Consider the following 15,898-nt stretch of genomic DNA (forward strand, 5'->3'; position numbering starts at 1 on the left):
GCACCGCGGTCAACCGGGTTAGACCCAAGCGCCGTAGCGGTTGCCGCTGTAGCCGAGCGCCCGGTACGTCGCATCGATGAGCGACTGGCCGCGCTCGTTCACCCCCGTGCCCGGACCCATGCGGTTCATCGTGTAGCCGAACGACAGCTTCGGCTGCGGATCGGCAAACCCCACGCTGCCGCCGAAACCCGCGTGGCCGAATGCGTTCGCGCCCATCAGCACGGACAGGCCCGGGCCGGTCGCGCGGTTGTCGATGGAGCCATGGAAGCCCTGCCCGAAGCGGGTGGACACCAGCACCGTGCGGTCGATCGGGTTGGCGCTGCGGATCAGGCCGATCTGCGCGGCGTAGTCGGCGGGCAGCAGCCGGGTCGCGCCGAGCGCGCCGCCATTGGCCAGCATCGCGTACATCGTGGCCAGCCCGCGCGCGTTCGTGACGCCGCCCGCGGCAGGGATTTCCGTCTGCAGCGATTGCGTCGTGTTGTACGCCGGCGGCGTGGCGGGCGGCATGCCGAGCCAGCCCCCGAGGTTGAAGAACGCGGCCGCCTGCAGCGAAGCGGGATCGACCAGTTTGGCCATGAACGGATCGACCGGCAGCACCTCGGCCGTGCCGAGCATCGGCGCCACGCGGGGCAGTTGCGCGGTCGGCATGCCGATCCAGAAGTCCATGCCCAGCGGCTGCGCTACCTGGGCCTGGAAGAACGTGCCGAGCGACTGGCTGCTCACGCGCCGCACCAGTTCGCCGACCAGCCAGCCGTAGGTAAGCGCGTGGTAGCCATGCGCGGTGCCCGGCTCCCACCATGGCGCCTGCGCTGCCAGCAGCGAGGTCATCAGGTTCCAGTCCGCCCAACCGCCGGGCGGCACCGGCGAGGAAAAGGGAATCGCCGCCAACCCCGCCGCGTGCTGCATCAGCATGCGCACCGTGATGCCTTGCTTGCCGTTGGCCGCGAATTCCGGCCAGTAGAACGCGACCGGCTTGTCGAGATCGAGCCGGCCCTGCGCGATGAGGACGTGGGCGCACAGCGCCGTCGCGCCCTTGGTGCAGGAGAACACCAGGGACACGGTATCGCGGTTCCACGGCGCCGAGGGCGTGGGTGACAGCGCGTCGGCATTGCCACCCCAGGCTTCCAGAACCGGCGTGCCCTGCAACGTGATCGCGATCGACGCGCCGATCTCGCCGCGCTCACGGAAGTTGGCGACGAAGGCATCGAACACCGGTCGGAATGCCGGCGCGCAGAACCCGTTGATGGCGGCGCCATTGGGAGCGCTCGCACTCACGGCCGGGTTGCCGGCGCCGGCCCAGGTATCGGCGCCGGCCGCCATGGCGGAGCCGCCGCACGCGGTGAGCGTGACGCTCGCACCGGAGGCGGCGCCGATCAGGGCCAGGGACAGGAAATCGCGGCGGCTGGGGATCGCGGGCTCGGACATGGTGGTCTCCTTTGTGTGGTGGAGACCATTGTTCGAGGCGAGGCACTCGCGTGCTACCGCCGGATAGACATCGGCTGTCGCCGGATGGAACTTCTACCGGAAATCAATCACATCCGTTCGGCCACCCAGCCTTGCACGGATTGCAGCGCGCCGGTGAGTTTGCCGGGGTCGGTGCCGCCGGCCATCGCCATGTCGGCCTTGCCGCCGCCCTTGCCGCCGACCTGCTGGGCGACGAAGTTGGCCAGATCGCCCGCTTTCACCTTGCCCATGCTGTCGGCCGTGACGCCGGCCGCGATCTGCACCTTGCCGCCCTCGACGGCAGCCAGCACGATGGCCGCGGTCTTGAGCTTGTCCTTGAGCTTGTCCATGGTGTCGCGCAAGGTCTTGGCATCGGCGCCGTCCAGCCGCGCGGCCAGCACCTTGATGCCCTTGACGTCGACGGCCTGCGAGACGAGCTCGTCGCCTTGCGAGGACGCCAGCTTGCCCTTGAGCTGCGCCACTTCCTTCTCGAGCGCGCGGACCTGATCCAGCACCTGCGTGACGCGGCCCTGGAGCTCGGTGGGGGCCGCCTTCAAGGTGCCCGCCACCCGGTTCACCGTGGCTTCCAGCTGCTGCAGATAGGCCAGCGCATTGGCGCCGGAGACGGCCTCGATACGGCGAATGCCCGCCGCGACGCCGCCCTCGCCCACCACCTTGAACAAGCCGATGTCGCCGGTGCGCTGCACATGGGTGCCGCCGCACAGTTCGCGGCTGGTGCCGATGTCGAGCACGCGCACCGTGTCGCCGTACTTCTCGCCGAACAGCATCACGGCGCCGGTCTGCTTGGCCGCCTCGATCTCCATCACGCGGGCCATCGTTTGCTGGTTGGCCAGGATCTCGGCGTTGACGCGCTTCTCGATCTCGCGGATCTGCTCGTCGGTGACGGGATTGTTGTGGGTGAAGTCGAAGCGCGTCTTGTCGGCATCGACCAGCGAACCCTTCTGCTGCACGTGGTCGCCCAGCACTTCGCGCAGCGCCTTGTGCATCAGGTGCGTAACGCTGTGGTTGCGCATGGTGGCCTGGCGCTTATCCATATCGACCTTGGCCGTCACGGCGTCGCCGACCTTGAGCGAGCCGGATGCCAGCGTGCCGTGGTGGCCGAAGACGTCTGACTTGATCTTCTGAGTATCGTCGACCTTGAAGCTGCCGCCCTGGCCTTCGATCACGCCTTCGTCGCCGACCTGGCCGCCCGACTCGGCATAGAACGGCGTGGTGTCCAGCACCACGACGCCGGTCTGTCCGGCCTTGAGTTCATTGGCAGCCAGGCCTTCGGCGTACAGTGCGACGACCTTGGCCGGCTCTTCGAGTTTCTCGTAGCCCGTGAAGACGTTGCTGATCCCGGCGTATTCCAGCGCGCGGTCCATCTTGAACTTGCCTGCTGCACGACCCTGGGCCTTCTGCTTGTCCATGGCGGCGTGGAAGCCCGCCTCGTCCACCGACACGCCGCGCTCGCGGCAGACGTCGGCCGACAGGTCCAGCGGAAAGCCGTAGGTGTCGTGCAGCTTGAAGGCGACGTCGCCCGGCAAGACCTTCTGGTCGCCCGCCAATGCAGCGTCCAGGATTTCCATGCCGTTTTCCAGTGTCTCGAAAAAGCGTTCCTCTTCCGCTTTCAGCGTGTCGATGATCTTCTTCTCGTCGGTGCGCAGCTTGGGGTAGGCCTCGCCCATCAGGCGCACCAGGTCGGGCACCAGCTTGTGGAAGAACGGCGTCTTCTTGCCCAGCTTGTAGCCATGGCGGATGGCGCGGCGCACGATGCGGCGCTGCACGTAGCCGCGGCCCTCGTTGGAGGGGATCACGCCGTCGCTGACCAGGAACGAGGTGGCGCGGATATGGTCGGCGATCACGCGCAGCGAGTTGTTCGCCAGGTCCTTCTCGCCCGTCTCGCGCGACGCGGCCTGGATCAACTGCTCGAACAGGTCGATCTCGTAGTTGCTGTGCACGTGCTGCAGGATGGCGGCCAGGCGCTCCAGGCCCATGCCGGTATCGACGCAGGGCGCCGGCAGGTTCTTCACGCTGCCGTCGGGCTGCATGTCGAACTGCATGAACACGTTGTTCCAGATCTCTATGTAGCGGTCGCCGTCGGCGTCGGGGCTGCCGGGCGGGCCGCCGGCGACTTCAGGACCGTGGTCGTAGAAGATTTCCGAACAGGGGCCGCAGGGGCCGGTGTCGGCCATCATCCAGAAGTTGTCGGAGGCGTATTTGGCGCCCTTGTTGTCGCCGATGCGCACCACGCGCTCGGCGGGCAGGCCGATCTCCTTGGTCCAGATGTCGTAGGCCTCGTCGTCGTCGATGTACACCGTGGCCCAGAGCTTGTCGGCCGGCAGCTTGTACACCTGCGTCAACAGCTCCCACGCCCACTTCAGCGCGTCGCTCTTGAAGTAGTCGCCGAAGCTCCAGTTGCCCAGCATCTCGAAGAAGGTGTGGTGGCGCGCCGTGTACCCCACGTTCTCCAGGTCGTTGTGCTTGCCGCCGGCGCGCAGGCAGGCCTGCACCGAGGCCGCGCGCACGTAGGGGCGCTTGTCGGTGCCCAGGAACACGTCCTTGAACTGCACCATGCCCGAGTTGGTGAACATCAGCGTCGGGTCGTTGCCCGGCACCAGCGGGCTGGACGGCACCACGGTGTGGCCCTTGGAGGCGAAGAAGTCCAGGAAGGTCTTGCGAATGTCGGCGACGGTGGCGTTGGGGGTCATAGCCCTCGATTTTACCGGGGGCGACAATCGGGGCTTCACCACGGCATCGCCAGTGTCTTGGACGGGCGCTATGCTGCGTGCTTGAAAATTGCTTAACAGCTTAACTAAATCCCCCAGGAGATGCTTTCGTGGACATGAAAACCTCGCCGCTGGCCCTGCTCAAGGACCCCAGCCTGCTCAAGACCGACGCGCTCATCAACGGCCAATGGCTCAAGGGCACGGCCCGTTTCGACGTGCACGACCCCAGCAACGGCAACAAACTGGTCGATGTGGCCAACCTGGGCCCTGCCGATGCGGAGGCCGCCATCGCCGCGGCCAATGCGGCCTGGCCTGCCTGGCGCAGCAAGACCGGCAAGGAGCGCAGCATCATCCTGCGCAAATGGTTCGACCTGCTGATGGCCAACCAGGAGGACCTGGGCCGCATCATGACCGCCGAACAGGGCAAGCCTTTCCCCGAGGCCAAGGGCGAAGTGGCTTACGGCGCCAGCTTCGTCGAGTGGTACGCCGAGGAAGCCAAGCGCGTCAACGGCGAAACCCTGCCGCCCTTCGACAACAACCGCCGCCTGATGGTGATCCGCCAGCCGATCGGCGTCTGCGCCGCCATCACGCCGTGGAACTTCCCATTGGCGATGATCACCCGCAAGGTCGCGCCGGCGCTGGCCGCCGGCTGCCCGGTGGTCATCAAGCCGGCTGAATTGACGCCCCTCACCGCCCTGGCCGCCGCGGAGCTGGCGATCCGCGCCGGCATTCCCGCCGGCGTCCTGAACCTGCTCACCGCCGACGGCGCCAACAGCATCGCCGTGGGCAAGGTGATCTGCGCCAGCGACATCGTGCGCCACATCAGCTTCACCGGATCCACCGAGGTCGGCCGCATCCTGATGGCGCAGAGCGCGCCCACGGTGAAGAAGCTGTCGCTGGAACTGGGCGGCAACGCGCCCTTCATCGTCTTCGACGACGCCGACATCGATTCGGCTGTTGAGGGCGCCATGGCCAGCAAGTACCGCAACGCGGGCCAGACCTGCGTCTGCGCCAACCGCATCTATGTGCAGGAAGCCGTGTACGACCAGTTCGTGGAGAAATTCTCGGCCAAGGTCAAGGCCTTGAAAGTCGGCAATGGTTTCGAGGAAGGCGTGGTGCAAGGGCCACTGATCGAGGACGCGGCGGTCGAGAAAGTGCAGCGCCACGTCGAGGACGCCGTGGCCAAGGGCGGCAAGGTGATGGTCGGCGGCAAGAAGCTGCAGGGCCAGTTCTTCCAGCCCACGGTCATCGCCGAAGCCACGGGCGACATGCTGTGTGCGCGGGAAGAGACCTTCGGCCCGCTGGCCCCGGTGTTCCGCTTCAAGACCGAGCAGGAAGCCATAGACGCTGCCAACAACACCGAGTTCGGCCTGGCCAGCTATTTCTACAGCCGCGACGTCGGGCGCATCTTCCGCGTCGGCGAAGCGCTGGAGTACGGCATGGTGGGCATCAACGTGGGGATCATCGCCACCGAGCACGTGCCCTTTGGCGGAGTCAAGCAGTCGGGGCTGGGCCGCGAAGGTTCGCGCCACGGGATGGACGAGTACGTGGAGATGAAGTACCTGTGCCTGGGCGATATCCTGAAGTGAACTGAAGAGGGGCGCTACGCGTCCCTGTTCTTGCCGACCCTCGAAAAGACATCGAGTTCGTCGAACTGGCTGGCGTCGAACTGGCTGTTGGCCGGCTTGTTGCCGTAAATCCTTGCCGAGTGGCTCAGGGATTGCATCTGGCTGTCCAGGGCGTTCACGGAATCTTCCCAAAGATCCCAGTCGGTGTGGTCGTTGCCCTCGACCACTTCCGGGGCGGGTATCGATCCGGCCACTACCGGCTCGGAAGCCGTGCTTCGTTTCCTGGACCTGCGCCTGACCGGCCGTGCCGGTGGCTTGGCCGTGAGGCCGACTAGACTCTTGAAGAAGTTGAACATCCTGGGCTCTCCGAGACCGGCAAAAGGCCGACAACAGACTCGACTCCCCTCCACTCCCCTCCTGCCCAAGCTCGCGCGCAATACGACGCCCAAGGGCTTAATGGACATTCTGTAACACATAACGGACAAACGCAACCGTACCCACGGCTTGCGCGCATGGATGAGTACTTAGTGATGAAATATCGGCACTCGATCGAGCCGCAAAGGAACAACACCAGGCATTGATAAATCAAACTGAGTTGCCCCCGAAGCCCGTCCTCAAGCAATGAAAGGAGTTGCCATGCCACGCCAATACATCGATTGCCGCGAAATCCCCAGTGATACGAAGTGCACGGTCGCGATCGCCGCCGACAGCGAACGCGAGCTGGTCGATGCCGCTGTCCAGCACGCAGTTGCCGTCCACGGGCACACGGACACGCCCGAGTTCCGCAAACAGATCACCTCCGCCATCAAGCAGGGCACGCCGCCTGTCGAAGCTCCGACCCAACACGCGGCCGCCGCGTCTTGAGCACTGATTGAGCCGCCGCCTGCGGGGCATTGGCAGATGACATAATCTCGCCAGTTCCGCGGGCGTCGTTCAATGGCAGGACCTGAGCTTCCCAAGCTCAAGACGTGGGTTCGATTCCCATCGCCCGCTCCACTTCTCTCTAAGTGCTCGTCCGCTAAGGAAGAAATCACGTGCATCTTCGTAGATGCATGGCCAGATCTGGCTACGTTTTGGCTAGCCCTAGCAACGCGCCTTTTCGCTGCAGCGTCCGTTCAGGCCCCTAGCCGCAGGCTACGCCCAAGCGCCAGCTTCCGGATGCACGATGCAAACGAGCGAACCGCGGGCGACTGCTTCGCATCCCTTTTCCACAGCATGCCCGGCGTGCGAACCGGAGTGGGACTTTCGAGCGGGATCACGCGCACGTCATCGCGCGGTTGCACCGCATGGCTGGAGACGATGGCCGCGAGTTGGGTGCGGGCCACCAGCCCGATCATGGGCGCGATGGTGTTCATCTCCGCGGCGATCACCGGTTCCGCGCCGCAGGAGCGAAAGCATTCGTCCAGCATGGTGCGGGTGGTGAAGGCGCGCGGCAGCAGCACCAGGCTCCTGCGGTGCAGCTCCACCATGCGCACGCGCTTGCGTTGTGCCAGCGGGTGCCGTGGCGACACCACCAGCACCATCTCCTCGGTGTAGAGCGGTTCGAACCATAAGCGCGTCGGGTCGCTCGGCTGGTAAGCGATGCCCACATCCATCGAAGAATCGATCAGCCGCTGCGCGATCGCGTCGGCAGCAAGTTCGTCCACCGTTACTTTCACTGTCGGATTGCGCTTGAGGAAGATCGACAGGCATTCGGGTACGAAGCCAATGTTGAAGGTGCCCGTGGCGCCGATCCGTACCTCGCCCGAGAGCTGGTCACCGGCGCGCATCAAGTCGGACAAGCCATGGTCCACCTCGCGCAGCGCCCGGGACGCATAGCCGAGATAAGTCTCGCCCGCTTCGGTGAGTATCACGCGCTTGCCGATGCGATCGAACAGTGGCTGGCCAAGCTCATCCTCCAGTTGGCGGATCTGATGGGACAGCGTCGATTGCGTGACGTGCACGCGCTCGGCGGCGCGGGTGAAAGACAGGCACTCCGCCAGAGCGACGAAATAGCGCAGGTGACGCAGTTCCATAGGGTTTACCCGGTCGATTGATCGATGACGTCGATTCGAATCATTGAAATTCTTCACTTCTTATTGCTGCTGTCAATCAATAGAGTCCCGAAGAGCGAATACCGGAGACATGCATGGCGCAGCTGGAGTACGACACCGAAAGCATCACCGACGCCGTCATCGCGCGACTGGTCGAATGCCAGGACCCGCGCTTCAAGCAGGTGATGACCTCGCTCATCCGCCACCTGCACGGCTTCGCGCGCGAGGTCGACTTGAAGGGCGACGAATGGTTCAAGGCCATCGAGTTCCTCACCGCCTGCGGCAAGGCCTGCGACGACAAGCGGCAGGAGTTCATCCTGCTGTCGGACACACTGGGCCTGTCGATGCAGGTCGTGGCGCTAGAGCACGCCCGCGCCTTGAAAGGCCGCACCGGCGCGACGCCGCCGACCGACGCCACCGTGCAGGGACCGTTCTACTGGGAGGGCGCCCCCGAGTTGCCGCTGGGCAGCGACATCGCCGAAGGCGTGCCGGGCGAGCCCGCCTTGTACAGCGGCCGCGTGACAGACCTCGAGGGCAGGCCGTTGCAAAGCGCTCTGCTTGACGTGTGGTCCGGCGACGGCGAAGGCGTCTATGACATGCAGCGCGCAGACGGCGGAATGCGCGCACGGGCCCGCATCCGCACCGACGATCAAGGCCGCTACTGGTTCTGGTCGATCCGGCCGACTTTCTACCCCGTGCCTGACGACGGCCCGGTGGGCGACATGCTGCGCAAGATGGGCCGGCATCCCAACCGCCCCGGGCACATCCATATGAAGGTTTCGGCGCCCGGCCACAAAGAGGTGACCACGCACCTGTTCGTCAAGGACAGCCCGTACCTGGACTCCGACGCGGTATTCGGCGTGCGCGACAGCCTGATCGTGGAGTTCGAGAAGCACGAGCCCGGCACGGCGATGGACGGCCGCAAGATGGACAAGCCGTATCACGTGGCGCACTACGACTTCCGGCTGATTCCCCAAGGCGCGGCATGAGCCGCCGGGCCGCTCCCAAGGCGAATACCGCAGCACGCAGTGCGGAGGTTTCCGAATGAGTTCGATCAACAAGATTGGCAAGTCCACGGTGCCCCGCACCGCCATCAGTACCCATGACGAGCACAGCATCACCGTGCGCGGCGAGGACCTGTGCCGTGACTTGATCGGTCGCATCTCCTTCACCGACTACTTCAGCCTGCTGGTCACCGGCCAGCGGCCCACGCCCGCCGATGCGGCGGTGCTCGATGCCACGCTGGTCGCGATCGCCGAGCACGGGCTCGTTCCCAGCGTGCAAGCCAGCCGCATGACCTACGCGGCCGCACCGGACGCGCTCCAAGGGGCGGTAGCGGCCGGCATTCTAGGCTGCGGTAGCGTGATCCTCGGCGCCTCGGAGACGGCGGGCAGGCTGTTCACCGAGGTGAATGAACAGGCCAAGAGCGGCGACGTTCCCAAGGCGGCCCGCGACGTGGTCGGCCGCTGGCACGCCGCCGGCCTCGCCATTCCGGGCTATGGTCACCCGCTGCACAAGGAGCGCGACCCGCGCGTGGCGCGGCTTTTCGCGGTGGCGAAGGAAGCAGGCACCAGCCTGCGTTTCGTGGAGATTGCCGAAGCCGTGGAGCAGGTCATCCCCGGGGTGGTCGGCAAGGACCTGCGGCTGAACGTATCGGCGGCGATCCCCGCCGTGCTGCTGGGAACCAACTTCCCGTTGCGCGGGCTCCGCGGCGTGCCGATCCTTGCGCGCACCGCGGGCCTGATCGCGCATCTGTGCGAGGAAGCCGTCAACCCGAGCGGCTTCGCGCTCTCCTACCAGGCCACGCGCGAACTGGTCTACGAAGGCAAGCCGGTGCCGGTGCGCGGAGGCCGCGAGTGATCGAAGTCCTTAAAGACGTGCGCGTGCTCGAACAGGGCACGTTCATCACCGGCCCGGCCTGCAGCATGCTGCTCGGCGACCTGGGCGCCGACGTCATCAAGGTCGAACAGCCGGGCACGGGCGATCCGTTCCGTGCCTTCAAGGGCGGCCTCTACAGCCCCCACTTCCAGACCTACAACCGCAACAAGCGCAGCATCACGCTCAACACCAAGGAGCAAGCCGATCGCGAGCGGTTGTACGCGTTGGTGAAGACGGCTGACGTGTACATCCAGAACTTTCGCCCGGGCGTCGCGGAGCAGTTGGGCGTGGGCGAGCAGCAGCTGCGGGAACTGAACCCGCGCCTGGTCTACTGCTCGATCAGCGGCTTCGGCGCGACCGGCCCCTCGGCCTCGCGCCCGAGCTACGACACGGTGGCGCAGGCTGCCAGCGGCTACCTGAAGCTGCTGGTGAACCCGGCGAACCCTCGCGTCGTCGGGCCCGCCATCGCCGATGCCGTCACAGGCTTCTACGCGGCCTACGGCGTGCTCGGCGCACTGTACGAACGCTCCCGCACCGGCCGCGGCCGCAAGGTCGAAGTCTCGATGCTGGAGGCGATGACGCACTGGAACCTGGACGCCTTCACGCACTACTACTCCGCCGGCGAGGTGATGGGGCCGTTCAGCCGCCCGCGCGTTTCGCAATCGTACGTGATGGAGTGCAAGGACGGAAAGTGGGTCGCGCTTCACATGTCATCGCCGGAAAAGTTCTGGCAGGGCCTGGCCAATGCGATCGAACGGCCCGGCATCTTCCAGGACCCGCGGTTCGCGACGCGCGAGGCTCGCATCCAAAACCAGGAAGCGATGATCCAGGTCTTGTCCGAGCGCTTCGCGACGCGCACCCGAACCGACTGGTGCAACCGGCTGCTGGCCGAGGACGTGCCGCACGCGCCTATGTACGACACCAGCGAGGCGCTACAAGACCCGCAGGCCCAACACTTGCAGTTGCTGGTCTCGGCGCGTCACGCCACGATGGGAGAGTTCCGCACCGTTCGCCCGCCGGTTTCCTTCGACGGCGAGCGGACGTTGTCAGTGCGGCCGCCTCCGACGCTGGGCGAACACAACTCTGAGATAGACGCCATGCTGCGCGCAATGGAGAGTCCAGCATGACGCTGCGGATCGGCCTCATCATCGGCAGCCTGCGCCAGGCTTCGTACAGCCGCCGCATCGCGCAGGCGCTGGGTGAGCTGGCACCCCCTGGCATGGTTTTTAACGAACTCGCGTTTGCCGACCTCGCGCTCTACAACGGCGACTTGGAGCCGCAGCTTCCCCAGCCATGGCAGCGCTTTCGAGCCGAAGTCGTGGCCAGCGACGCGCTGCTGTTCGTCGTCCCCGAGTACAACCGCTCCATCCCCGGCGGCGTGAAGAACGCCATCGATGTCGGATCGAAGCCAACGGCCCAGAACTGCTGGAGTGGCAAGCCGGCGTTGGTGGTCAGCCAAAGCGCCGGCCCGTTGGGCGGGCTGGCGGGCTCCTACGCACTGAAGCAGGCACTGGCCGCGGTGAACGTCGCCACCATGCCGCACCCGGAGGTCTACCTGGGCCGCATAGCGACACTATTCGACGGCGATGGGCCGATGGTTTCCGACACGCAGGAATTCCTGCGGGGCGTGCTCACCAGTTTCGAGACCTGGATCACGCGCTTCGTGCCGCGCTGAAGCGCTACACCAACCAAGAAGGAGACAGCCATGAAGACCCCCTCGATCCATCGCCGCACCGTGCTCGGTGCCGCCGTTTCCGCGGCCCTCGCCGCGTCGCCGTTAGCCGCCTGGGCGCAGCAGCCGCCCATCCGCATCGGCAGCACGCTCGCGCTCACTGGACCGCTATCGGCCACCGCGCAGGTGCACAAGCTGGTGGGCGAGATCTACGTGGAAGACCTCAACCGGCGCGGCGGCCTGCTGGGGCGACGCGTGGAGTGGGTGCTGAAGGACGACCAGTCCAAGGCCGACCTGGCCCGCACGCTGTACGAACAGCTAATCACCTCCGACAAGGTGGAGCTGCTCATGGGGCCGTACGCGACCGGCGCCATCCTCTCCGCGATGGGTGTGGCGCAGCGCTACAGCAAGGTGCTGGTGCACCACACGCTGGGCGTGCCCTCGCTCGCCAAATACGAGATGCAGTTCCCGGCCTGGTCGCTGGGATCGGACCCTGGTGTCACCACCACCAACACCGTGTTCGAAGCATTGGCCAAGGGACCCAAGCCGCCAAAGACGGTGGCCGTGGTCACCAGCAAGTTCCCTTCCATCCACTTCATGTCGATGGGCGCGCGCGAGACCATCAAGAAGCGCGGATTGCAGGAAGTACTGTTCCTCGAGTGGGAGTTCGGCAACCGTGACTTCGGGCCGATCGCCAGCCGCATCAAGGACGCCAGGCCCGACTTCGTGTGGGTGGGTGCCATCGGCCTGGACGGCAACCTGCTGCTCGACGCCATGAAGAAGATCGACTATGCGCCGCCGCAACACTTCTACCTGTACCCGGCGCCCGGGCCGCTGGTAACGCTGCCGGAAGCCAATGGCGCGCTGTCGGTCACTATCTTCGAAGAACATGCGCCCTTCAGCACGCGGCCTCGCGCCGCCGAGTTCATCAAGACCTACCATGAGCGCGCGGCCAAGGCTAATTTCCCGGACACTTCGGTTGAAGTGCAGGCCGCGGCGTCGTTCACGGCGTGGCAGATCCTGGAGGCAGCAGTCACCGCCACCAAGAGCCTGGACGACAAGGCGATGGCCGATTGGCTGAAGAAGAACCGCGTTGAGACCATCCAGGGGTCGCTGCGCTTCGACGGGCCGTTCAACTACGGCGATGACCTGATGCGCATCAAGCAGGTTCAAAACGGCAAGTGGATGGTCGTGTACCCGCCGGAAATGGCCGCTCCCGGCGTGAAGATGATCGCGCGCTGAACGCTGCCCGATGAGCTTCCCCAGCTGGACCCTCTTCGCGCAGTCGGTGCTATCGGGCGTGTTCGCCGGCGCCTTGTATGGCCTATTGGGGCTTGGGCTCGGGCTGAGCTGGGGACTGCTGCGCACCATCAACCTCACGCACTTTGCGTTTGCGTTCCTCTCAGCCTACATCTGCTACCAACTTTCGGCCGTCGGCAAGGTGGACCCGCTGCTGACGCTGGCCGGCATCGTGCCCCTGATGTTCGCTTTGGGCTCGGGGCTGCACTGGCTGACCGACCGCTTTCGACTCACGCCGTTCAGCTCGTTGCTGCTCACGTTCGGCGCCATGGGTATTGTCGAATCGCTGATGCAGACTGTGTGGACGGCCGACCCGCGCAAGCTGGAATCGCACTATGCCGAGATGAAGTTCCGCCTCGGCCCGTTGTACCTGCCCGTGCCGGAGGTGATGACGCTGCTGGCGGCGGTCGCGATCTCGGTCGCCGTGTGGGCGGTGTTGCGCTACACCGACCTGGGCAAGGCCTTGCGCGCATCCGCTGAAGACGCGCCGGTGGCGGCAGCCTTCGGTATCAACCAGCGCCGCAACGGCTTTCTGCTGGCCGGCACCTGCTCGGCCATAGCAGGCATTGCCGGTGTCTGCATTGCGCTGTCGAGCAGCATCAGCCCGTCGCAGATGTATGCCTGGGTAGGCGTGGTGTTCGCCGCCGTCATGCTGGGCGGGCTGGGCAGCGCACTGGGGCCCCTGTTGGCCGGCATCGTGATCGGCGTGAGCGAGGCAGTGACCATGGCGGTCACCTCGCCCTCGTGGGCGCCGCTGGTGTCGTTCACGCTGCTGATCCTGATCCTGCTTGCGCGGCCGGGGCGGGTGCGATGAAGTGGCCGCGCGCGCCCGCCGGCATCTTGGCAGCTGGCTTGCTGATGTGCTCCCTGCCCTTCCTCAAGCTGCCGGCCTTCTACGAGTCGTTCCTCTACCTGGCGCTGTTCTGGATTGTCCTGGCCACGTCCTGGAATATCCTCTCGGGCTACGCAGGCTACTTCTCTTTCGGGCACGGCGCGTTTTTCGGTGCCGGGGTCTACACGTCCGCCACCCTCGCCGTAAAGTTCAACTGGCCCTTCCTTTGGACGCTGCCCGCGGCCGCGTTGGTCGCGGCGCTCATCGGTGTGGGTGTCGGCGCTGTCGCGTTCCGTGTTCGCGGCGTTCGCGGCGAAGTGTTCGCGCTGCTCACTTTGGCAGTGACCTTTGTGCTGGCTACCATCATCGGCAACACGCCGATCGACGGCGGACCGGGCCTGTACCTGAATGAGGTGCCGGTGGCCGCGATCGGGCCGACGCCCACTTCCAGTCTGTACCTGATGATGCTGGCGGCGGCGGTGGCCACGCTGCTGATCTCATGGGCGATCCGCCATTCGCGCTTCGGTGCGGGCCTGTTTGCCATTCACGACGACGAGGATGCGGCAGAGGTCATGGGCGTGCCGACTTTCCGCTGGAAGCTGGCGGCACTGGCGGTGTCGTGCGCCCTCGCCGGCTGGGCGGGCGGAATTCATGCGCTGTTCGTTTCGTATGTGACGACGGCGGAGACGTTCAACCTTACCGTGCCGCTGACGGTAGTACTCATGAGTATCCTAGGCGGCACGCGGCACTGGGCCGGGCCCGCCCTCGGCGCGGTTGCGATCACCTGTCTGCTCTTCGCGTTCACCGGTGGCGAGTACGCGGTGCTGGGCAAAGGAGTGATCGGCCTCATCCTGGTGATCGGAATTCTGTTCATGCCCGAAGGCGTGATGGGCAAGCTGCGGCGCAAGCGCGCGGCCCCGCCGCTGCCTGCGGCCGCCGACACCGCGGTGCAGATCGCAGTGACGGCCCCGGTGCTGCCTGCCTCATCCAGCGCCGCCCCGCGGGCAAGCGAGGTCCTGCTGGAGGTGCGCGGCCTCGGCAAGTCTTTTCGTGGCCTCAAAGCCCTTTCCAACGTCTCGCTGCAGGTGCGCAAGGGCGAGATCCTCGGCTTGCTGGGGCCGAACGGGTCGGGCAAGTCGACGTTCATCAACGTCGTGAGTGGCCATTACCTGCCCGACGGCGGCGAGGTGCGGCTGGATGGCCGCGACATCGCCGGCCTGCCCGCCCACGAGATCGCCCGCGCCGGCATCGCGCGGACCTACCAGATCCCGCGGCCGTTCTCACAGCTGAGCGTGCTGGACAACGTCGCGATCGCCGCCATGTACGCCGGTCACGGTCGCCCCTCCCTGGAAGCCGGGCGGCGCGAGTCGATGCAATGGCTGGAGTTCACGCACCTGGCAGGCAAGGCGCATAGCCTGCCGGGCGAGCTGAACCTGCACCAGCGCAAGTTCCTGGAACTGGCGCGGGCGCTGGCATCGCGGCCCAAGCTGGTGCTGCTGGACGAAGTGCTGTGCGGACTCACGCCGACCGAGATCCAGGCGGCGGTGGAACAGATCCGCCGCATCCGCGACCAGGGCACCACCATCGTCTTCGTCGAGCACGTGATGGACGCGGTGATGGCCCTCACCGACCGGCTCGTCGTGTTCGACCAGGGCGCGATGCTGGCCGAAGGCGCGCCGCGCGAAGTGATGCAAAGCCCCGCGGTGATGAGCGCGTACCTGGGGGTGTCGCATGCTTGAGCTGAAACAGCTTACGGTTGCGTATGGCGAGGCGCGCGCCATCTGGGACGTTTCCCTGCAGGTTGCCCGGGGCGAGCTGCTCTGCGTAGTGGGGCCGAACGGCGCCGGCAAGACGACGCTGGTGAACACCGTGGCCGGCATCCTGAAGCCGATGGCCGGCCGCATCTCGATGGACGGGCATGACGTCACGGGCCTGCCGCCACACAAGTTTTGCGAAGCGGGGATCGCCGTGGTACCGGAAGGCCGCCGCCTGTTCAGCGGGATGACGGTGGCCGAGAACCTGGACATCGGCAGTTTCCTGCCCTCTGCGAAGGCGCGGCGGCGGGAGACGCTGGAGGAAGTGCTGGCGCTATTTCCGGCGCTGCGGGCCAAGCTACCCGCGCCGGCCGGCGAGTTGTCGGGCGGGCAGCAACAGATGGTGGCGATCGGGCGTGCGCTGATGGCACGCCCGCGCCTGCTGCTGCTGGACGAGCCGTCGCTCGGTCTTTCGCCGCTGGTAGTGGGTGACGTGTTCAACGCCATCCGCAAGATCAGCGCGAGCGGCATCACCATCGTGCTGGTCGAGCAGAACGTTTCGATGGCGTTGTGCATCTCGCACCGCGCCTGCGTCCTGGAGCTGGGGCGCATCATCGCCGAAGGCGCACCGGATGACTTGATGAAGCAACCCGAAATCCGGCAGGCTTATCTGGGCAAAGTATAGGAGTA

14 protein-coding genes and 1 tRNA gene are annotated in these 15,898 nt (G+C 65.9%); 11 read left to right on the forward strand and 4 right to left on the reverse strand.

Features of this window, described 5'->3' with window-relative positions; all coding sequences use genetic code 11:
* Positions 1-18 precede the first annotated feature (18 nt).
* Positions 19-1,425: a serine hydrolase domain-containing protein gene (locus HNE04_RS13975; protein WP_207717567.1), complete on the reverse strand. Its 1,407-nt coding sequence runs from the start codon at positions 1,423-1,425 to the stop codon at positions 19-21.
* Positions 1,426-1,532: 107 nt separating this feature from the next.
* Positions 1,533-4,154, reverse strand: coding sequence for an alanine--tRNA ligase (alaS, locus tag HNE04_RS13980; protein ID WP_172219932.1), 2,622 nt, complete (start codon positions 4,152-4,154; stop codon positions 1,533-1,535).
* Positions 4,155-4,282: 128 nt separating this feature from the next.
* On the opposite strand from alaS, the gene HNE04_RS13985 reads away from it, so the two are divergent.
* Positions 4,283-5,761: an NAD-dependent succinate-semialdehyde dehydrogenase gene (locus HNE04_RS13985; RefSeq protein ID WP_328700329.1), complete on the forward strand. Its 1,479-nt coding sequence runs from the start codon at positions 4,283-4,285 to the stop codon at positions 5,759-5,761.
* Positions 5,762-5,775: 14 nt separating this feature from the next.
* Here the strand turns inward: HNE04_RS13985 and HNE04_RS13990 are convergent, their stop codons facing one another.
* The gene (locus tag HNE04_RS13990; RefSeq protein ID WP_172219935.1) at positions 5,776-6,096 is read right to left on the reverse strand and encodes a hypothetical protein; all 321 of its coding nucleotides are present in this window, start codon (positions 6,094-6,096) and stop codon (positions 5,776-5,778) included.
* A 280-nt stretch (positions 6,097-6,376) separates the two neighbouring features.
* Here HNE04_RS13990 and HNE04_RS13995 point away from each other — a divergent pair, with 280 nt between their 5' ends.
* Positions 6,377-6,604 carry a DUF1059 domain-containing protein gene (locus tag HNE04_RS13995; protein WP_172219938.1) on the forward strand — a complete coding sequence of 76 codons (228 nt, stop codon included), beginning with the start codon at positions 6,377-6,379 and terminating at the stop codon, positions 6,602-6,604.
* A 58-nt stretch (positions 6,605-6,662) separates the two neighbouring features.
* A tRNA-Gly gene (locus tag HNE04_RS14000) sits at positions 6,663-6,736 on the forward strand.
* Positions 6,737-6,855: 119 nt separating this feature from the next.
* Here the strand turns inward: HNE04_RS14000 and HNE04_RS14005 are convergent.
* Complete coding sequence (locus HNE04_RS14005; RefSeq protein WP_172219941.1) at positions 6,856-7,755, reverse strand: LysR substrate-binding domain-containing protein; 900 nt, start codon at positions 7,753-7,755, stop codon at positions 6,856-6,858.
* Positions 7,756-7,868: 113 nt separating this feature from the next.
* Here HNE04_RS14005 and HNE04_RS14010 point away from each other — a divergent pair, with 113 nt between their 5' ends.
* Genes HNE04_RS14010 through HNE04_RS14045 form a run of 8 tightly spaced genes read left to right on the forward strand, consistent with a single transcriptional unit; the run spans position 7,869 to position 15,893 of the window.
* Positions 7,869-8,762: a dioxygenase family protein gene (locus HNE04_RS14010; protein ID WP_172219944.1), complete on the forward strand. Its 894-nt coding sequence runs from the start codon at positions 7,869-7,871 to the stop codon at positions 8,760-8,762.
* A gap of 55 nt (positions 8,763-8,817) precedes the next feature.
* Entirely contained in the window at positions 8,818-9,633 is an 816-nt protein-coding gene (locus HNE04_RS14015) for a citryl-CoA lyase (RefSeq protein WP_172219947.1), read from the forward strand.
* The gene (locus tag HNE04_RS14020; protein ID WP_172219950.1) at positions 9,630-10,778 is read left to right on the forward strand and encodes a CaiB/BaiF CoA transferase family protein; all 1,149 of its coding nucleotides are present in this window, start codon (positions 9,630-9,632) and stop codon (positions 10,776-10,778) included. Before HNE04_RS14015 ends, HNE04_RS14020 begins: the two co-directional genes overlap by 4 nt.
* Positions 10,775-11,326, forward strand: a complete 552-nt coding sequence (locus tag HNE04_RS14025; protein WP_172219953.1) for an NADPH-dependent FMN reductase — start codon at positions 10,775-10,777, stop codon at positions 11,324-11,326. Before HNE04_RS14020 ends, HNE04_RS14025 begins: the two co-directional genes overlap by 4 nt.
* Positions 11,327-11,356: 30 nt before the next feature.
* A complete protein-coding gene (locus HNE04_RS14030) occupies positions 11,357-12,565 on the forward strand; it encodes an amino acid ABC transporter substrate-binding protein (RefSeq protein WP_172219956.1) in 1,209 nt (402 codons plus the stop codon).
* A gap of 10 nt (positions 12,566-12,575) precedes the next feature.
* On the forward strand, positions 12,576-13,436 hold the full coding sequence (locus tag HNE04_RS14035; protein WP_172219959.1) for a branched-chain amino acid ABC transporter permease: 861 nt from the start codon (positions 12,576-12,578) through the stop codon (positions 13,434-13,436).
* Positions 13,433-15,193, forward strand: a complete 1,761-nt coding sequence (locus HNE04_RS14040) for a branched-chain amino acid ABC transporter ATP-binding protein/permease (RefSeq protein ID WP_172219962.1) — start codon at positions 13,433-13,435, stop codon at positions 15,191-15,193. Before HNE04_RS14035 ends, HNE04_RS14040 begins: the two co-directional genes overlap by 4 nt.
* On the forward strand, positions 15,186-15,893 hold the full coding sequence (locus HNE04_RS14045; protein ID WP_172219965.1) for an ABC transporter ATP-binding protein: 708 nt from the start codon (positions 15,186-15,188) through the stop codon (positions 15,891-15,893). Before HNE04_RS14040 ends, HNE04_RS14045 begins: the two co-directional genes overlap by 8 nt.
* The last annotated feature ends 5 nt before the right edge of the window (positions 15,894-15,898 follow it).

Source organism: Caenimonas soli, from assembly GCF_013155545.1.
Lineage (GTDB): Bacteria > Pseudomonadota > Gammaproteobacteria > Burkholderiales > Burkholderiaceae_C > Ramlibacter > Ramlibacter soli.

Bases quoted from the DNA above. Each gene is read 5' to 3' on its own strand.
- HNE04_RS13975 (WP_207717567.1), bottom strand. From the start codon at position 1,425: ATGTCCGAGCCCGCGATCCCCAGCCGCCGCGATTTCCTGTCCCTGGCC.
- alaS (WP_172219932.1), bottom strand. From the start codon at position 4,154: ATGACCCCCAACGCCACCGTCGCCGACATTCGCAAGACCTTCCTGGAC.
- HNE04_RS13990 (WP_172219935.1), bottom strand. From the start codon at position 6,096: ATGTTCAACTTCTTCAAGAGTCTAGTCGGCCTCACGGCCAAGCCACCG.
- HNE04_RS13995 (WP_172219938.1), top strand. From the start codon at position 6,377: ATGCCACGCCAATACATCGATTGCCGCGAAATCCCCAGTGATACGAAG.
- HNE04_RS14005 (WP_172219941.1), bottom strand. From the start codon at position 7,755: ATGGAACTGCGTCACCTGCGCTATTTCGTCGCTCTGGCGGAGTGCCTG.
- HNE04_RS14010 (WP_172219944.1), top strand. From the start codon at position 7,869: ATGGCGCAGCTGGAGTACGACACCGAAAGCATCACCGACGCCGTCATC.
- HNE04_RS14015 (WP_172219947.1), top strand. From the start codon at position 8,818: ATGAGTTCGATCAACAAGATTGGCAAGTCCACGGTGCCCCGCACCGCC.
- HNE04_RS14025 (WP_172219953.1), top strand. From the start codon at position 10,775: ATGACGCTGCGGATCGGCCTCATCATCGGCAGCCTGCGCCAGGCTTCG.
- HNE04_RS14030 (WP_172219956.1), top strand. From the start codon at position 11,357: ATGAAGACCCCCTCGATCCATCGCCGCACCGTGCTCGGTGCCGCCGTT.
- HNE04_RS14035 (WP_172219959.1), top strand. From the start codon at position 12,576: ATGAGCTTCCCCAGCTGGACCCTCTTCGCGCAGTCGGTGCTATCGGGC.
- HNE04_RS14040 (WP_172219962.1), top strand. From the start codon at position 13,433: ATGAAGTGGCCGCGCGCGCCCGCCGGCATCTTGGCAGCTGGCTTGCTG.
- HNE04_RS14045 (WP_172219965.1), top strand. From the start codon at position 15,186: ATGCTTGAGCTGAAACAGCTTACGGTTGCGTATGGCGAGGCGCGCGCC.